The 16884-nt window shown below is 48.5% G+C and carries 17 protein-coding genes, 1 tRNA gene and 1 pseudogene; 5 read left to right on the top strand and 14 right to left on the bottom strand.

All coding sequences use genetic code 11. The features are described from left to right. Nucleotides 1-411 precede the first annotated feature (411 nt). Together PSAB_RS01115 and PSAB_RS01110 are read left to right on the top strand one after the other, a co-directional pair. On the top strand, nucleotides 412-1218 hold the full coding sequence (locus PSAB_RS01115; protein ID WP_025332750.1) for a glycosyltransferase family 2 protein: 807 nt from the start codon (nucleotides 412-414) through the stop codon (nucleotides 1216-1218). 13 nt (nucleotides 1219-1231) lie between these two features. Beyond that, nucleotides 1232-2326, top strand: a complete 1095-nt coding sequence (locus PSAB_RS01110; protein WP_025332749.1) for a glycosyltransferase family 4 protein — start codon at nucleotides 1232-1234, stop codon at nucleotides 2324-2326. Nucleotides 2327-2437: 111 nt separating this feature from the next. Here the strand turns inward: PSAB_RS01110 and PSAB_RS01105 are convergent, their stop codons facing one another. From PSAB_RS01105 to PSAB_RS01060, 10 genes are all read right to left on the bottom strand, one after another. Further along, the gene (locus PSAB_RS01105) at nucleotides 2438-2764 is read right to left on the bottom strand and encodes a NifB/NifX family molybdenum-iron cluster-binding protein (RefSeq protein WP_025332748.1); all 327 of its coding nucleotides are present in this window, start codon (nucleotides 2762-2764) and stop codon (nucleotides 2438-2440) included. Nucleotides 2765-3049: 285 nt separating this feature from the next. Beyond that, complete coding sequence (locus tag PSAB_RS01100; protein WP_025332747.1) at nucleotides 3050-3472, bottom strand: ArsC/Spx/MgsR family protein; 423 nt, start codon at nucleotides 3470-3472, stop codon at nucleotides 3050-3052. Nucleotides 3473-3575: 103 nt separating this feature from the next. Then, nucleotides 3576-4961 (bottom strand): MATE family efflux transporter, encoded by a 1386-nt coding sequence (locus PSAB_RS01095; RefSeq protein ID WP_025332746.1) that lies wholly within the window; start codon nucleotides 4959-4961, stop codon nucleotides 3576-3578. Nucleotides 4962-5066: 105 nt separating this feature from the next. Further along, nucleotides 5067-5151: transfer RNA gene (locus tag PSAB_RS01090), tRNA-Leu, on the bottom strand. Between the two features lie 206 nt (nucleotides 5152-5357). Further along, nucleotides 5358-6191 (bottom strand): ABC transporter ATP-binding protein, encoded by an 834-nt coding sequence (locus tag PSAB_RS01085; RefSeq protein ID WP_025332745.1) that lies wholly within the window; start codon nucleotides 6189-6191, stop codon nucleotides 5358-5360. Nucleotides 6192-6211: 20 nt separating this feature from the next. Then, nucleotides 6212-7249, bottom strand: a complete 1038-nt coding sequence (locus PSAB_RS01080; RefSeq protein ID WP_025332744.1) for a FecCD family ABC transporter permease — start codon at nucleotides 7247-7249, stop codon at nucleotides 6212-6214. Beyond that, entirely contained in the window at nucleotides 7249-8259 is a 1011-nt protein-coding gene (locus tag PSAB_RS01075) for a FecCD family ABC transporter permease (RefSeq protein ID WP_025332743.1), read from the bottom strand. Before PSAB_RS01075 ends, PSAB_RS01080 begins: the two co-directional genes overlap by 1 nt. A 71-nt stretch (nucleotides 8260-8330) precedes the next feature. After that, complete coding sequence (locus tag PSAB_RS01070) at nucleotides 8331-9317, bottom strand: ABC transporter substrate-binding protein (RefSeq protein WP_025332742.1); 987 nt, start codon at nucleotides 9315-9317, stop codon at nucleotides 8331-8333. A 331-nt stretch (nucleotides 9318-9648) separates the two neighbouring features. Further along, on the bottom strand, nucleotides 9649-10452 hold the full coding sequence (locus PSAB_RS01065) for an endonuclease I family protein (RefSeq protein ID WP_025332741.1): 804 nt from the start codon (nucleotides 10450-10452) through the stop codon (nucleotides 9649-9651). Next, entirely contained in the window at nucleotides 10449-11414 is a 966-nt protein-coding gene (locus tag PSAB_RS01060) for a S8 family peptidase (protein WP_025332740.1), read from the bottom strand. Before PSAB_RS01060 ends, PSAB_RS01065 begins: the two co-directional genes overlap by 4 nt. Nucleotides 11415-11709: 295 nt before the next feature. Here PSAB_RS01060 and PSAB_RS01055 point away from each other — a divergent pair, with 295 nt between their 5' ends. Continuing rightward, complete coding sequence (locus tag PSAB_RS01055; protein WP_025332739.1) at nucleotides 11710-12567, top strand: HDOD domain-containing protein; 858 nt, start codon at nucleotides 11710-11712, stop codon at nucleotides 12565-12567. Nucleotides 12568-12648: 81 nt separating this feature from the next. On the opposite strand, the pseudogene PSAB_RS01050 reads toward PSAB_RS01055, so the two are convergent. Then, nucleotides 12649-13082, bottom strand: a pseudogene (locus PSAB_RS01050) (aldo/keto reductase); the annotation flags it as partial. Nucleotides 13083-13090: 8 nt separating this feature from the next. Between PSAB_RS01050 and PSAB_RS01045 the strand changes: the two are divergent. Continuing rightward, nucleotides 13091-13588, top strand: coding sequence for a TetR/AcrR family transcriptional regulator (locus tag PSAB_RS01045; RefSeq protein ID WP_051529695.1), 498 nt, complete (start codon nucleotides 13091-13093; stop codon nucleotides 13586-13588). 120 nt (nucleotides 13589-13708) lie between these two features. On the opposite strand, the gene PSAB_RS01040 is transcribed toward PSAB_RS01045, so the two are convergent. Beyond that, the gene (locus PSAB_RS01040; protein ID WP_025332737.1) at nucleotides 13709-14161 is read right to left on the bottom strand and encodes a hypothetical protein; all 453 of its coding nucleotides are present in this window, start codon (nucleotides 14159-14161) and stop codon (nucleotides 13709-13711) included. A gap of 244 nt (nucleotides 14162-14405) precedes the next feature. On the opposite strand from PSAB_RS01040, the gene PSAB_RS24375 reads away from it, so the two are divergent. Next, nucleotides 14406-16193, top strand: coding sequence for a helix-turn-helix domain-containing protein (locus PSAB_RS24375; RefSeq protein ID WP_051529694.1), 1788 nt, complete (start codon nucleotides 14406-14408; stop codon nucleotides 16191-16193). Here the strand turns inward: PSAB_RS24375 and PSAB_RS26435 are convergent. Together PSAB_RS26435 and PSAB_RS25640 are read right to left on the bottom strand one after the other, a co-directional pair. Beyond that, the gene (locus PSAB_RS26435; RefSeq protein ID WP_338045059.1) at nucleotides 16113-16409 is read right to left on the bottom strand and encodes a hypothetical protein; all 297 of its coding nucleotides are present in this window, start codon (nucleotides 16407-16409) and stop codon (nucleotides 16113-16115) included. The two genes, PSAB_RS24375 and PSAB_RS26435, sit on opposite strands and share 81 nt — an antisense overlap. Then, nucleotides 16330-16539: a hypothetical protein gene (locus tag PSAB_RS25640; RefSeq protein WP_158442543.1), complete on the bottom strand. Its 210-nt coding sequence runs from the start codon at nucleotides 16537-16539 to the stop codon at nucleotides 16330-16332. The genes PSAB_RS26435 and PSAB_RS25640 overlap by 80 nt, the downstream gene beginning before the upstream one ends. Between the last annotated feature and the right edge of the window lie 345 nt (nucleotides 16540-16884).

Below are 16884 nucleotides of genomic sequence, written 5' to 3'. Positions count from 1 at the left end.
TACCTATCTCATATGACGCCAGCAACCTTCACAATTCTACAAAAAAAGCCCCACATTCCTCTTAAAGAGAAAGCAAGGCCTGCGGTGATCCGCTCGGGTTTAAAGATATGGATGGTGCATTCTTTCACAAGGCAAGATTGGTTAATTCCAACTTACTTGATAGGATTATATTGTTTTCACCCGTTCGGCGTCAATGACCTGAATGCCTGCTTTTCATGTTTTAATGAATTTGTAACAATTTCCCCTCACCCCATCGGATGAATATAAGGTGAACTATTGTAGTATATACACTTATTCCGGTTAAGGATTAAACTAAAGCTAAAACCATTTATTATGAAAAATATAAACATACAACACTTAAATTCCGTTACATTTTAGCTGGCGAATAACCCGAAAGAGGTGAACCAACCCTTGACTGACACCAAACGATTATCTGTTGTGATTATCACTCAGAACGAAGAGGAGAAAATCGAGCAAGCTATACTCTCCTGCCGCCCTTTTGCGGATGATATCGTCGTCGTCGACGGAGGCAGCACAGATGGAACGGTTCTGATCGCCGAGCGTCTGGGCTGCAGCGTCTACCATAATCCTTGGCCGGGGTACGCGAAGCAGCGTATATTCGGGGCCGACGTGGCTCCCAGCAAGTGGATCTTTTTTATTGATTCAGATGAAGAAGTCAGCGAGGAGCTGCAGCAATCGCTTTTGAACTGGAAGGCGCAGCCGGAAAATGAGATAAAGGCCTATACGGTCTACCGGATCGGCGATTTTCTCGGCAAGTGGATGCCAAGGGGCGAGCACCTCGTGAGGCTGTACAAGAAAGATGAAGTGCGGATGAAGGATGTCCTTGTTCACGAAGGCCCGGATGTCGACCCTTCCGCCGTGCCATGCCTTGCGGGTACGCTCTGGCATCACGGGTACCGCAGCATCCAGGACCATGTGCAGCGCTTCAATAAATACACCGATCTCGAGGCGAGAAAAGAATATGACAAGCAGCGGCCGTTCAGCCTGATGAGGCTTCTGTTCCGTCCGCCCGCCAAGTTCGTCTATACCCTGTTCGTCCGCAAGATGATTACGAAAGGTATTGCCGGGTTCAGCGTCGCTTTTTTCTGGATGTATTATGAGTTCCTCAAGGAAATCAAGCTGTATGAGCTGTACGGCCGGGAGAAAAAGCGCGAGAAGCCGGTCTATGTCATCGAAAGCGAGAAACGGCCTGTATAAGGAGGGGACCTTGGTGCGTATCCTTCATATTGCCAATCATGTCAAAGAGTCGGGCAACGGTATCGTCAACGTGATGATCGACCTGGCCTGCGAGCAGACTGCAAGAAATCATGAGGTAGGAATCATATCGGGAGGCGGCCAGTACGAAGAGCTTCTTGCCCGAAATCACATTCGTCACTACCGACTGGACCAGACGAGAAAGCCAGCCCAGCTCTTGCGGGCTGTTTTTAATTTCAGACGGATGGTTGCGGACTTCTCCCCTGATATCATTCATGCGCATATGATGACCGGCGCGCTCTTCGCCCGTTATCTGAGAGGCTTCCGCAAGTACAAGATCGTAACCCATGTGCATAACGAATTTCAAAAGAGTGCCGATTTCATGAGAGTCGGCGACCGGGTGATCGCCGTCAGCCAGGCGGTGTGCGATGCCATGGCGGGCCGCAGCGTCAAGCGGGACAAGCTGCGCGTCATTCTGAACGGCTCGATCGGAAGCCCGCGCCAAGCGGATTTCAGCCCCCAGCCTCTGGAAGGGCGTGCTATTGTTACGGTTGCCGGTATGTACGAGCGCAAAGGGATCTCCGACCTCATTGACGCATTCGATCTCCTTGCGGGCAGCCATCCGGACGCCAGGCTGTATATCGTAGGCGACGGACCGGACCGGGCAAAGTTCGAAGAGCGGGCCTCCGCTTCCCCGTTCTCCGGCCGCATCCGATTCGCCGGCTTTCAGGCTGAAAGCCGCCGGTGGATGAAAGCGGCCGATGTATTTGTCCTGGCCTCCCACAAGGAGCCGTTCGGGCTCGTCCTGATTGAAGCCAGGGAATCGGGCTGCGCGATCGTCGCGACAGAGGTGGACGGCATTCCCGAGGCGCTGGATCACGGAGAATCCGGCCTGTTGGTGCCGCCCAGAAACGCCAAAGCGCTCGCGGATGCGATCGACCGGCTCCTCTCCGACGACGTCATGCGGCGGCGCTACCGGGTCCGCTCCGGCATCGGACTTGACTTCTACCGTACCGGACGCATGGCGGAAGAGATGCTGGACGTTTATCGCGAACTACTGCCGAAAGTGTCCAAGGTGGCCGAAGTGTCCGGGACCAACCACAGAGTATGAACACGCAGGCTGAAAGCGCTATGATTGAATCGATTGTATCGTTTCAGCAAAAAACACAGAAGGCACAACCTCCGCTTCAGATAACATCACGAAACGGCGGAGGTCTTGAACTCAAACCGTAACCAGCTTCTCCTGGGCATGCTTTAATGAGATATAATCGGTGCTGAACGCAATCCCGCGCTCCTTAAGCTCCTCCGAGGCCCCCATGCCGAGCCGGCTGACAAGCACGGTGCTGCAATCGGATATAAGAGCTATAATTTGGTTCAACTGCTCCTGGCTGTGCCTGCCGGTGAAGCCTTCGCTTCCCGTTGTGCGTACTTCCACCAGCGTCCAATCACCCGCCGCGGATACATCATAAACCACAAACTGCTCACAGCTGCCAAAATGCTGGTCGATCCATTGCCCGTCGCTGCTGCCAATCGCAATCCTGTTCGGCATTCGCCTGCCTCCTCTTTATTTCGTACTATTTATACTTCAAATGCGCATCGCCGGGTGGTTCTTCTTGATCGCCAGAGTAATTAACAAACACTATACTGCCTGCACAATCAAATACCAAGGCTGTTCAACAAAGCTTCGGAAAACACGGGAGCTAAGTTAACATTAGGTGCTCCCGAACCTTCAGGCCGCCGTCCAGCGGCAACCTGCCAGCCAACCGAAAAAAAGAGCGCCTAAAAAGGCACTCTCTCATTCCCCACGCTTCGATTATTGGTTTCCCGGCGTCCTTCACGCCTCGGAAGACGAGCAGGCGCTTCCCTGGTCTTTCATCTGGCACCCTGTATTGTATCCCGAGGGAACTTCACAGAGACCGATCTCCTTCAGGTATTCCGAATCGAATCCCGCAAAAACCTGACTGCCGGTGTTGATCAGCGGGCGCTTGATCAGAATCGGGTCGCTGCATAACAGCTCCAGCGTCTCCTCCCGGGAAAGAGCTCCCGGGACGACCCGGCCCGCTTTGACCGAGGGGGCGTTCGGGTTGAACCAGTCTTTCAGCTCAAGGCCGGCCAGATACGGCTGCAGCGTTTCAGGTGTCCATTCCGTATCAAGCAGCGACCGCTCCTCCACCGTGTGACCATAACTCTCGAGCAGCGCCTTTTGGCGGGCGCCCCCCATACAGCCATTTTTCGTATAGAAAATAATTTGCGCCATTTAATGTACCCCCTTTAGACGGATTGATTACATCCATCATAAGGCAGTCCCTCTATCCCGAGCAATGATTCCGGGCCTCCACAGCGAGAGTTTAACACAATTGTTAAATAAGCCGGTGCTGATACCACTTTTTGCCGAGAAATCTCTTCAGGAAGATCGCGCCCCGTACGGCCCATTCGCAATCCATCGCGAGCCAGACGCCGAGAATGCCCAAATGCAGAACGATCCCCAAAATATAACCGAGCACGACGCGGAACAGCCACATGGACAGCATGGAAACGATGGACGTAAATTTCGAATCCCCCGCCGCTCTGAGCGCGGAAGGCATGATAAAGCTGAGCGACCACAGCGGGATTTGGGCAAGTGTATTGATCAGCACGATCCAGAAAATATCGTCCACAATTTCGGCCGGAGGATTAAACAGCGATACGAGCGGATTAAACAGCGGCAGGATCAATAGCCCCATGACTGCAAAGGAAAGCGAGGAGGCAACAATAAAGGATTTGGTGAATTTTCTCGCATCCCGGACATTTTCCCTACCTATGCACTGACCGACTACCGTAATAATCGTCAAAGCGAGCGCATTCGCGGGGATTTGCATCACTCCGGCCAGAGCGGAGCAAATCGCATTGGTGGCAATGGCATACGTTCCAAGACTGACGATGAAGATTTGGGTCAAAATTTTGCCCCCGTTAAAAAACATCTGCTCCGCTGCGAACGGCAAACCGATAAACATGATTTTTTTCAGCATGGATAAATTGAAAGTTAGAATATCGCGGATTTTGATGTGCAGGCTGCTGTCCATTCGGAACAAATAATACAGCGCGCAAGCGGCCCCCAAATACCGGGCAGCATTGATGGAGATTGTCATGCCGAGAACGCCCATCTGCAAAAGATTGATGAACACGAGATTGAGGAGTACATAAATCAGGTTCATGATCAGAGACAGCACCAGCGACGCCCGCGTTCTTCCGGTGCCCCTGAGGGCTCCGCATACTGCTTCCACGACGGCAATTCCCAGGTAGGATATACTGCTTCCGATCAAATATGTCCGGGCATTGGCCATAACATCCGGTTCAGCTGCGCCGAACAGCAGATGAAGCAACGGGCCATGAAACAGTATGCCGAACAGCCCGACAAACAGCGCGAGCAGAGACACTGAGGACACGGCTCCGGCGGTGGCCTTGGAGACCATCAGAAGGTTGCCGCTTCCTTTATACTGGGCCACAACAACCGTTCCACCAGTCGCTACCGCAATCAACACGCTGATGAGAAAAATATTGAGCGAGTCAATCATGTTGACCGCGCTGACCGCTGCTACCCCCGCCGAGCTGATCATGGCCGTGTTGATCAGATTAAGGCCGACCACGAACGCCTGATCAATCAGAATCGGGATGAACAGCGAGATAATCTGCCGGTAATCAATCGCCTCGCCGGAGAAATATTTATCGAGAAATCCCTGCTTCACCTTCACGTTCGGTTGAATCATAACTTCACTTCTTTTCCAATAAAATAGACCGCCGAAAAAAAGAAAAAGGCTCTTCATAATTGAAGAGCTGCTCAAGGATTGTACCTGCAGTTATCTATTTAGATATGCGGTCGAGAGGACTCGAACCTCCACGGGGGGTTAGCCCACACGGACCTGAACCGTGCGCGTCTGCCAATTCCGCCACGACCGCGTATGATGTAAAACATTGCGGGCACAAAAAGTAATATAGCATGAATTGAGCGAGAGGACAATACATATTTTTCAACAGAAATGAAATCGGCTTGAAATTATTAAGCATGAAGTCCGCCGGACAGGGCAGAGCCCGTCCGGTTCCCGTTCCCGGAAGGAAGGCTCAGACAAAGCGCCGTTGGTAATCCATTCTCTTCGCTTCCTTGATTAAATACTCTTCGGCGTCACAATCTCGTCGGCGCCCATTTGGATTTTTCTTCTGCCTTTACCATGAGGGATACACATAGGCGATCCATAAAGAGGGTCCTGCACGATTTCACAATTTAATTGAAACACATCTTTGACCAGCGCTTCTGTAATCACATGCTCCGGCTGACCTTGTGCATACACTTGCTGATCCTTAATAGCCACAATATGATGTGCATACCGGCAAGCCAGATTCAAGTCGTGTAGAACCATGATGATCGTCCGATTTTCTTCCTCATTCAGATCAAACAACAGGTCTAAGATTTCGATTTGATGAGTCATGTCCAAATAAGTTGTAGGCTCATCCAGCAAAATAATGTCGGTGTCCTGTGCAAGGGTCATCGCAATCCAGGCTCTCTGCCGCTGTCCTCCCGACAGCGAATCAACGGAACGATCGGCGAATGCTGTTAAATTGGTATCCTCCAATGCCTTCTGTACTTTCTTCTCATCCTCTTGAGACCACTGTTTCAGCCAATTTTGATGCGGATACCGCCCCTGCCTAACGAGTTGATGCACGGTTAATCCCTCTGGCGCAATAGGCCCTTGGGGGAGAATAGCCAATCGCTTGGCCACTTCTTTGGTTGGCATGGAGGAGATCTTCTGCCCATCCAACACGATCGCGCCTCTTAGCGGCTTCAATAAACGAGCCAAGGATCGGAGCAGCGTAGACTTGCCGCAACCGTTGCTCCCGACAAATACCGTGATTTCACCTTTGGGCAGTTTTAAATTCAAGCCATTTATAACAGGTTTTTCTCTATAGGCCAATGTTAAATCTTTCGTTTCCAAAGCAGTCATTTTCACCTTCACTCCTTCTTTTAAACATGGCGGTTTCGATACAGCAAATATATAAAAAACGGAGCTCCGATCCCCGACACAAAAACTCCGGCAGGCAGATCGAGCGGGAGAAAAGCTGTTCTGGCAACAATATCGGCCAAAACCACGATGAGTCCTCCGATTAGAGCCGACACAGGCACCAAACTGGCAAATGACCGGCCTACCAGTTTTCTTGCAATATGAGGCGCAATCAATCCCACGAAGCCTATTCCGCCTGCAAATGCAACTGCAGAACCAGCTAAAGCTACACTAACAAAGAGTAAGATAAAGCGATCCGTTTGCACCTTTGTCCCTAAACCAAGAGCCATATCGTCTCCCAGTTCCTGTACATTTACTTTTCGGGATAATACCAATGAAAGCGGAACAAATACCAATACCCAAGGGAGCATTGATTTAACATTGTTCCAATTCGCTCCATAAACACTCCCGGTCAACCAAATATACGCTTCACTCGTAGAGTATGTAGGGCTTAAAACGATCATCATCGTTACAATTCCACCCGTTGCCGCCTGAACTCCAATTCCAATCAGTACAAGCCGAATCGGGGTAACTCCCCCTTTCCAAGCCAAAACATAAATCAGGAGAGATATCAATCCTGCGCCTGTAATTGCTGCTACCGGTATCCAACGTATACTTAGCTCTGAAAAGAAGGTAATCACCAAAATGGCAGTTACTGCCGCTCCGCCGGTTATTCCGATAATATCAGGAGATGCCAGCGGATTTCGTACGATCCCTTGTAAAAGTAGTCCCGAAACACCCAGGGAAATTCCTACAAGAAATGAAAGAACGATTCTAGGGAGTCTAAGCGTCTCAATAACAAATGTATGCTCTTTATTGCCCATCCCCAGAAGATGTTGAATGACTTCCAAAGGATTGATCATGGTGCTTCCAACGGATAATCCTATAACAACTAATAACAGCGATAGACTAAACAATCCGATGATAACAAGAACTGATTTATGATCAATTAAAAAAGAAATGGTTCCTGAACGATTCCGTACAGTCGTATGTTTCCTCATTACTTATTGGTCCCCCTCCGTGCCATATAGATGAAAAATGGAGCTCCAAGCATAGCTGTCATCACACCAATCGGCATTTCCTCAGGCATTATGACAAATCTTGCTCCTACATCAGCTAATAATAATAAGCTGGCACCGTAAATTGCACAGTAAGGGATAATCCATCGATAATCAGTACCGACAAGGAAACGAACAATATGAGGAATAATCAAACCTATAAATCCGATGAAACCGCCCACTGCAACTGATCCTCCAGCCAGCATAACGATAGCAGTTCCCATTAAGAGTTTAACTAATATCACTTGCTGTCCCAATCCTTTAGCTATGTCTTCCCCTGAAGTTAAAATATTAATGGAATTCCCCAGAAACAGAGACAAAACACCGGCCCCTATCATAAACGGCAAAACCGGCTGAAGCATATCCAGGGATCTCCCTGAAACAGAACCCCCCAGCCAGAATAATATACCCTCTAAGCTCTGTTCATTAAGAACCAATAAACCTTGAGTGAATGAATTAAAGAGAGCAGTTAGTGCGGCTCCCGCTAATACAATCTTAATCGGTGATAAACCGTCTCTTCCAAGAGATCCAAGCAAAAAAACCAGGATTGACGCCAGGCCTGCTCCCAGAAATGCAAACCACATTAAATGATTAAGAGAACTAACTGAGAACGAAACTGTAGCAAACACAACAAAAAATAAAGCACCTGCATTGATTCCAAATATACTTGGAGAAGCCAGCGGGTTCCTTGTTAACGCCTGCAACAGCGCACCGGCAGTGGCAAGACTAGCTCCAATGACTACTGCAATGACTGCCCTTGAAAGGCGAGTAGTCGTAATGATGATATGTTCCGTTGATGTTTCATCAAATTGTATAAATGCCTCGATTACCTTTTTAATAGGTGTCGGCGTCTGACCAAATACCATACTGGACATAAAAGACAACATTAAGATACATAGTCCGATCCAAAGGCCAAGTATCTTAAGTGAAGTCCGGGGAAGTAACGGGTCCATAAAAGTCACTCTTTTCAAGATAAATTTAAATATGTAAAAATAGGGGGATCTCTCCCCCTAATCTTTGATGATTATTTTTCCAATTTGTAATAATCGTAAATTTGATCCAGCATAGTATTAGCAGCTATATAGCCGCCGCCCATATTCCACGGCACTTCGTCAACGATCGTTACCTGACCGTTTTTAACAGCATCGAGATTCTTCCATAAAGGATGATTTGTCCATTCGTCATAAGTTTTTTGTATCATAGCTGCATCAGGGCTGTGTCCATCGGCATTAAAAACAAAGAATACATCCGCATTCATTGATGGAATGCTTTCCTTGTCTGTTAACTTGAGCACCACGTTTCCTTCATCGGCTGCTTTTTGTTGAACTTCAGATCGTACAAAACCAAGTTCACTTAAAATATCGCCTGCGAAACCTGTAACATAGATTCTGGCATGATCGGATCTGAAGTTAAGCACAGAAGCTTCAACAGGCCATTCAGCGCCTAATTTTGCGGATATTTTAGTTTTAAAGTCGGCCGTTCTTTGATTCCATTGTTCAAGCAATTCATTAGCCTTCTCTTCCTTATTAGCCGCTTGCCCAATCAACTCAACGGTATCCTTGAATTTATAAACCGTTTCATGCGTTACTGTAGGAGCGATTTCGGAAAGCTGCTGGTACACTTTTTCGTTACGAAGCTTGGAAGCGATGATCAAATCAGGTTTCAGCTTGGCAATCTCCTCCAAGTTTGGCTGAGTCTCCAAACCAACAATAGCTGCATCCTTCAACTGATCTCTTAAGTATTCATACATAGGCTGCTGCGTCCAAGACTCTACTACACCAACCGGTATAATGCCTAAAGCTACTGCTGCATCTGTTGCGCCTTGGTATAAAGTTACGATTCGTTGAGGAGTGCCCTCAACCTTTGTTTCACCCATAGCATGTTTAATGATACGAACATCTGGCTTTGCAGCTTCCGGCTGTTTTCCGACATTCTCCGATTGTCCTCCGCAACCAGCGACAAGAACCATTAATAACAAGAAACAACTTAATACAATTAACGACCTCTTCATTTTTATCCAGTCTCCCCTATTCCGCTGTATTTCTGATATTATCTAACTGATAATCATTATCAATGTTGATGTAATGATAATCATTATCAATGAATGTGTCAATATGATTTTTCATACTCAATTCCATGCACATCGTTATACGAATAGTTCGTGAGATTTCTGCTTCCCCTAACACAGGCTAAGCTTTGTTGTAAGGGCAAAGACCAGAAATGCCGGATTATTTTGTGGACTATAGTTTTGACGTATAAAACGTCAAAAACCCGCTTCCAGAGCGGGTTTTAATATGGAGTTAGTCTCCCGTTAAGCGTTTTTGAGGTTGCTGACAGACACCCTAGTTACCGCCGATTCCCGCCCACCGCTCTCCTTCTTCCGGAAAATCGATAAACGGGTTGCGGTTGCCCTGCAGCTCGAATATCGCCAGATTCCGGTGGAGTTCATACCGCGTAACCGGAAAACTGCGGTGCCATTCTAGCAGCAGCGTTACATCAACTTGGCTGCGGTCAATCGCCCCCGGGTAGCGGAGCAGGAAATAAAGGGTTGCGCGGGCGACAATGCCTTTGCCGTATTCAGGCTCAAACCGGTCGTCCTCCTGTTTCCCGCAGCCCGCAATGACATCCTGCGCACTCGCTTCCGGCGTATAGTCCAAAAAATCATAATACGGATGATTTCCTCTTCTGCTGTTGCAGCCCGGCTCGCAGGCAAATAGATGATGCAGGTCGCCCCGCATCGGCTCCTGCTTCCCGAACCATGATTGCGGCACGACATGCTCGCAGTTCAGCATGATTTCACCCGCTAGGCTTACCGCATCCACTGCTTCAAGCAGCCGGATATCCGCTTCAATCGCTTCAAGCGGGGACATGCCGCGGCCGGAGTACAAGCTTTTGAGCTGTCCATTCTCCTGCAGGTCGACCCACGGATAGACATAACGGTAAGGCTTGTAAGGCAGCCGATGGTCGTGAGTCCGCTCCAGCAGCTGCTGAAGCTCATTTCGATTCATGACGCGGCCGCTGTAATAGCTATTTCTCAGCTCGTTATCCCGCGCTTCGTCATAGTAAGGACGTTCGCCGGTCATCGCAAGGTGTATGTTCTTGGCCTCTTCCAGCTCAAGCGCCAGCATCCGAATCCTGCGCGTCATAGGCTTAGTACCTTCGCGACGACAGCAGGGGTAAAGATTTTGGCCAGCTCCTCCTGAGCTGTCAGGTATAAGAGCCCGTTGCCCTCCAGCCGCGGCGAGTTGCCAAGCGGGATCGTTCGCTTGATGAGCTGCGCATACAGCTCGGTTTCCGTCAGGTCACGGCCGAAGCTTTCGCTTGCAATCCGCTTGATCAGCGCCATGGCACCCGATACGTGCGGCGTTGCCATGGAGGTGCCGCTTAGCGTCGCGTATCCTTTGTTCAGGTAGGTTGACAGAATTCCCGCTCCCGGGGCGACAAGATCCACTTCATTGTTCGAATTCGTGAAATTGGCCGAGTGCCGCTGCAAATCGACGGCGCCCACGCTGATGACTTCGTTGTAGGAGCCGGGATAGCCGAATTCGTCGGTAGCGTAATTGCCGTCGCCCTCGTTCCCTGCCGCGCAGATCACGAGAATATTCGCCTCCACCGCCCGCTTGATCGCTTCATGCATCTCCGGCACATCCTCCGGTCCGCCGAGCGACATGGAGATGATATCGGCCTTTTGCTCAACCGCGTAATTGATCCCGTTGATAATCCATTCATATTGGCCTGAGCCGTCCTTGTTCAGCACCTTCAGGATCAGCAGCTTCGCCTCCGGCGCCGCACCAACCACCCCGGTACCATTACTGATCGCCGCAATCGTTCCGGCTACATGTGTGCCATGCCCGTTATAATCCACGTATATGTCAGGGTTGCCGTTATCATCATCTGTAAAATTCCGCCCGCCGGCAATTCGCCCCTTCAAATCCGGATGCGAGACTTCGCACCCCGTATCCAGAATGGCTACCGTAATGCCTTCGCCCTTTGTCTGGCCCCACACCGCCGGTGCCTGAATCATCTCGATGCCTTTCGGAATTTCGTTCACCTGCTCAGCCTGAGCTTCTACTCGATAAGGAAACAGCTTGATTTCCCGTCGTTCCATTTCTTCTCTCCTCCTCCTAAGAGTAAAAATGAAAATCGCCAGCCACCTTCAAAAATATAGAACGTTTGTTCTTGTACTTTTCGTAGTTTAGCATATAATACCAAATAAAACAAGCCGATACATATCCGCTGCCCCCGTCAAAATTCATACATAACGAAGAAGACGCCCGATATTTGTAACATTTTATCGACGGACTGAACTTCCAGATATTATATAATGAAGCGATCTGGCTGAAATTTCACGTTCACAAAAAATGTCGATAAATATCGCCAAAGTATTGGAAGAGGTGAAAAGGATGAATCAAATAGACGTGTATCAAGCGCTGGAAACCTCACCCAAAATGCCCGTTATCCCCCCGGAAATCAGCGATATTTTTGAAATGATCAGACAACCGGATCTGCTGGACATCGATCTTCTTGCAGAAAAAGTAGCTTTATACGATGGATTGAACCAAGCCGTTCTCACCAATGTGAATTCCGGATACTATCAAATTTCCCGAACGATCGAGAATATTAATGAAGCCATTGTCTTCCTCGGCATGAAAACGATGCGGAATTTGTTGATTTATTTTATTACTGAACTGTTATTTCATGATGAATTAGGAAAACAATCCTCGCTTTTTTCAAGCCATCAATACTGGAAACATAATCTCGGAACCGCAGTTGCCTGCAACATACTCTCGTCCAAACTAAAGATCGGCGACAGATTTCAGCTCTTCTCCTATGGCCTTTGTCATGATATTGGTTTCGCCATTCTCAACGCGTGTCTTCCGGACCTGGTTGACCAGATATTTGAAACAATGAGTAGAGGCGTACACCATATTGTGGCGGAAAAAATCGCCCTGGGCGGAAAGACTCACGCCGATATCGGAGCCTGGATTTGCGAAAAATGGGGGCTTCCCGAAGATCTCGGGTTGGTCGTTAAATATCACCATTCGCCTTTGCTGTCCACAGACAATCTAAGCGAAATCGAACTTATTCACGTAGCCGACTGCATCAGCACGGAATACTATCAAAGGCTGATTGGACTGGATGTGCGCCATCCGATCAATGCCAGAGTCATGCAAAACCTGCGCATCACCAAGGATATGGTGGAGGAAATAGGAGCGTCTCTTCCGGACGAAGTCGAGCAAGTCAGCCGGATATTCGCCTAATTGCACAGAAAAGGAGCTCGCCAGCTTATGAAGCGGCAGGGCTCCTTTTCGTTTTTTTCAGAGCTCGTATTTGATGGCAGCTTAAAAGTTGAAATTATCAGGGTCCGGTCCCCAGCGGGCATTACGGTTCAGCGCATCGATGGCTCTCATATCTTCCTCGGCAAGTTCAAAATCAAAAATGTCAGCATTCTCCCGAATTGGCTGTCATGAACCGATTTCGGAATGGTGACGAAGCCGTGCTGCAAGTCCCAGCGGAGGATGATTTGCGCAGGCGTCTTGCCGTATTTTCTTCCCAGCTCCCACAGTAGAGGAATATTTAACTGCCCCCGGATCAGCGGGGCCCAGGCCTCGATTTGAATGCCGTTGTTCCGGCAAAAAGCGCGCAGCCGTTCCTGCGACAGCAGCGGATGCAGCTCCACCTGATTGACCATCGGCACGGTCTCATAATTTTGCATAATCGCGTTTAAATGCTGCTCGTGGCAGTTGCACACCCCAATGGCGCGCACATAGCCTTCCCAAAGGAATCCGCGCAACCGGTGTAGACCAAGTCGTCGCCGAGTCTCAGGTAGCCAAAATGACGCTGTACAACCATTTTCCATCCAAGGAAGAGCTGGTCTTGGCTTATTTGATGAGACAGGATGAGCAGTGGCGGGAATGGTTCGAGCGTAACGTGAACAAGCGGGGGTCAACTCCCATAGAAAAACTGCTTGCCGTATTCGACGTGCTGGGCGAATGGTTTGTGGAACCGAACTTCAACGGGTGCGCTTTTATCAAGACGGCCTCGGAGTATGCGGAACACTCTCACCCCTACTATGAGGCGGCTCAGCAGTATAAGACCTACATGCGCGATTTTCTCGGGACACTTGTAAAAGAGGCCGGAGCCGCAAAGCCCGACGCCTTAACCAACGGCCTGTATTTGCTCGTGGAAGGCGCCATCACGATTGCGATGCTGCAGACTGATCCTCATTCGGCACAGCATGCCCGCGAGACTGCCCAGTTGTTAATTGAGCAGCTGGCTTGACTAGAGTAGTAAAGGAAGAATGCTGTAACCCTATAGGCTGAACCTAAGTTGATGTTTGATGCTTGGGTTCGGCTTTTTATTTTGCCGGGGTGATCGCCCTTGTAAAGGGTAGCAATTAATCTAACTTTTATGTAACGATCGATAATCGATATAAGTAATGACGATATGCGTGACGCCAAAAATCGCGGTCGGCACAATGGCCGGCCCTTTATGAAGCCAAATTTCCGCCAAAATGAAATACGCCACAGGCGTGGCAGCCATTCCAAGCAGCACGGTCAAAATTTTGCAGCCTCTGAAATAGAGTATCCATAGCAAATAATATACAAACAGAAATACCGCCATACCTAAAGTATATGGACTTAGCATAGGAGAATCGTGATGGCTTCCCCAAAACACTAAAAGTAAGACGAAAACAGCCTGACTCGCATGCTCAATCACATCCAGTAACCAATGATGGCTTGCGGCTCTTCCCTCCACGTTCGACTTTGGAAGCCAAAAATAAAACAGATTCGGCACCATTACCAATACGAAAACGACAAGCCCTTCCCACGAAAATCCCCAAAAATCGTTCACTTTGTTAGAGCTCCTTTGTGAAAAATGGATAATTGTTATTGAGTGTATCGGTAAACCCAATGGCTTAGCTCTATCGTTGTTATTATATCATTTTGACGGCTAATGCTGCTCCCTTCCACATCTACACTCAACCCGCAGTTGCAGAATATCAGCTTTACTGATCCTCGGATAAATGGTACTCCCGATTTCGAGCTACTATAATAAGAGCAACGACGTCGCAATACAATCGTAGGAGATGTGATTAATGATAAGTGCTGCCGCAGTCGGAAAACGGATTTCTACACTTCGCAAAGAAAAACAATTGTCGCAGGAACAATTGGCTGAACAATTAAATGTTAGCGCCCAAGCCGTTTCAAAGTGGGAGACCGGTAAATCCTTGCCCGAAACCTCTACGCTTCCTTTACTATCACATATATTGGGTCAATCGATCGATCGTATTTTGATGCCGCAGCAATTGGTGGTTCTCCAAGCCATCTACACCGATGGTTGTGAAAGCCACGACGTCACTCATTTTGTAAACCAGTTCGTTATCGACAATCATTTGACATTTTTCCTGAATGATCATACCCTGCCCCATCGCATTCGAAGCAATCGAATAAAGCTGCTGCTTATCAAATACCAGATTCCTTCGGGCACCTATGCCGCTTATGTTTTGCAGGATAGCCTGTTAGCCATCAATCTCGATAGCGAGGGCTTTAATCTACCCTCTGGAGAACTGGAGTTTGTATTTGCTGCATATGGCAATGAGCAGAAGCATCAGAATATCATGAATAAAATGAAACATTATCAATATTTTAAGTGGGAGCATTTCACCGTAACTCATGAGCTGTTCCCAAGCCTGATCGACAATCACGGTGAAGATTATCTTTTGCTGGTTTATGTAAACGCCACCGGCATACACGCCATAAGCTGCTCGGAAGGCGATACGATCCATTACACCCCGGACCGTGCGCAACTTTTTAGAAGTGACTCCGTGAATGATTGCTATATTGTACAGGATGTCGGCCATCTGGGTTTTGGTCAAGAGATGGATTGTTCATGGGCAGGCGCTCTTTATCATTCACTAAAAACCATGGGACAGGAAACTACTTATGAAACCGTAATGGGCGTGTCCGGGGCGTGCTGGAGAGTCGCTTTCACCCCCGTTTGGGATTATAGCTCCGCGGATGCTCTGGTCGCTTACGACTATGCCGCTCCGGCATTTAAAGCCTATGGCCTTCAGGTCAGCTGGACTGACCGGATCACATCCAAAGAACGTGAGTTGGAAAAACAGCTCATCAAGGAAAGCATCAAAAAACACCACTTGCCGATTGCCATTAATCTGCGGGTTGCTCCCGAGTGGGGAATCATCACAGGCTATCTAAATGGTGGAGAAACCTTGCTGTGCCGCAGTTATTTTGACGATGAGACCTTTGAAGATCATAAAGATGACCCGGAATTTCAAGAGTACATGAAAATAAGCAAAGGATACCTGAATGTGGATCAATGGCCTTTCATCCTCATTCGTTTTAACGACGAAGTCGCCAAGCCATCCGCTCTGGACAATCTCTACGCTTCGCTTCAGGTCAAATTAGACTCCATGTACGCCCAGGAAAACAGAGGATATAAACTGGGTTATCAAGCCCTGCAAGCATGGCGGGAAGGTTTGCTGGATGAACAATGGTATCAAACGGCGAATTCACAGGATTTTGCTCGAAGACTCGGCGGCAACCACTTTTGCCTAATGGCTCTGACAGATGCCAGAAGAAGCGCGGCTATCTATTTAAAACATACACTTTCATTCCCGGCGTCCTCTCTAACCGGATACCTAAGCGAAATGGTCGATGTCTACGAGAAAATGCATGCCCAGCTTCGACCTTTCTACGCAAGTCTGACCGATGCGAAATCCTTGGACACCTACGATTCTCCGAAAAAAGCCTGGACGAAGGAGCAGCGGCAGCAGCAAGCGGATTTACTCCAATCCATCGGGATTCTGGAACAACGAGGGGATGAGTTGGCCAAGCGAATCTTGGCGGCTGCGGGAAAGATCTAAGACATTTTTGAAGTGCAGCCTTCCCCTGTACAGCCTTTTTTGGATAAAAGGCCAATAGGAAAGCGTACCGTTGTTGTTGTAAAACAGCAGCAGCCCGGACAGGAACACAAAAGTCGGCGTCCCGAAGCGCGTGAAATCAAACAGCATCACCAGCATGATGGCATCGGACTGCAAAATATCGCTCCGGTAAATATATTCCGCTATGCTGTGCTGCAAGGTAATGGCGAGAAACGCAAACGCCCTTAACAGGGTTATTTCTTCTCATCCGTTCTTTCTTTTTCGTCGGGAGCAAGCCGGCCTGCGGGGCAACCTGCAAATCTAACGGCGTCACAGTTCGTTGCGGCATTTGTTGTCCTCCCCCTCATTTCGGGTCTACGTAACATTTAACCGATTCTAACCTATCAATATTAGCAGAAGCTTGCAGCACCGAGATGTTGTGAACTTGTGACGTATATGTACGGTTCAGTTGAAATTCTGTCGATGATGGTCACTTCCTGCTTCAACATGCTCTGTTTATTGTTCATGGTGTTTATTACTTATTTCAAACCGTTTGGAAAAATAAAAAAAGAAAAACCGCCCGCTAAGCCGGCTCTTAACTACAGACCGCATCAGGTAAGCAGCCATCCCGGAGGATACTTTGAAATAGCTGTGAAGTTAATACTTGCTTATCATTTAAAAAAAGCAGGGCCCT

The organism is Paenibacillus sabinae T27, assembly GCF_000612505.1.
Lineage (GTDB): Bacteria > Bacillota > Bacilli > Paenibacillales > Paenibacillaceae > Paenibacillus_AQ > Paenibacillus_AQ sabinae.
This window is presented reverse-complemented; position numbering and strand designations above follow the sequence as displayed.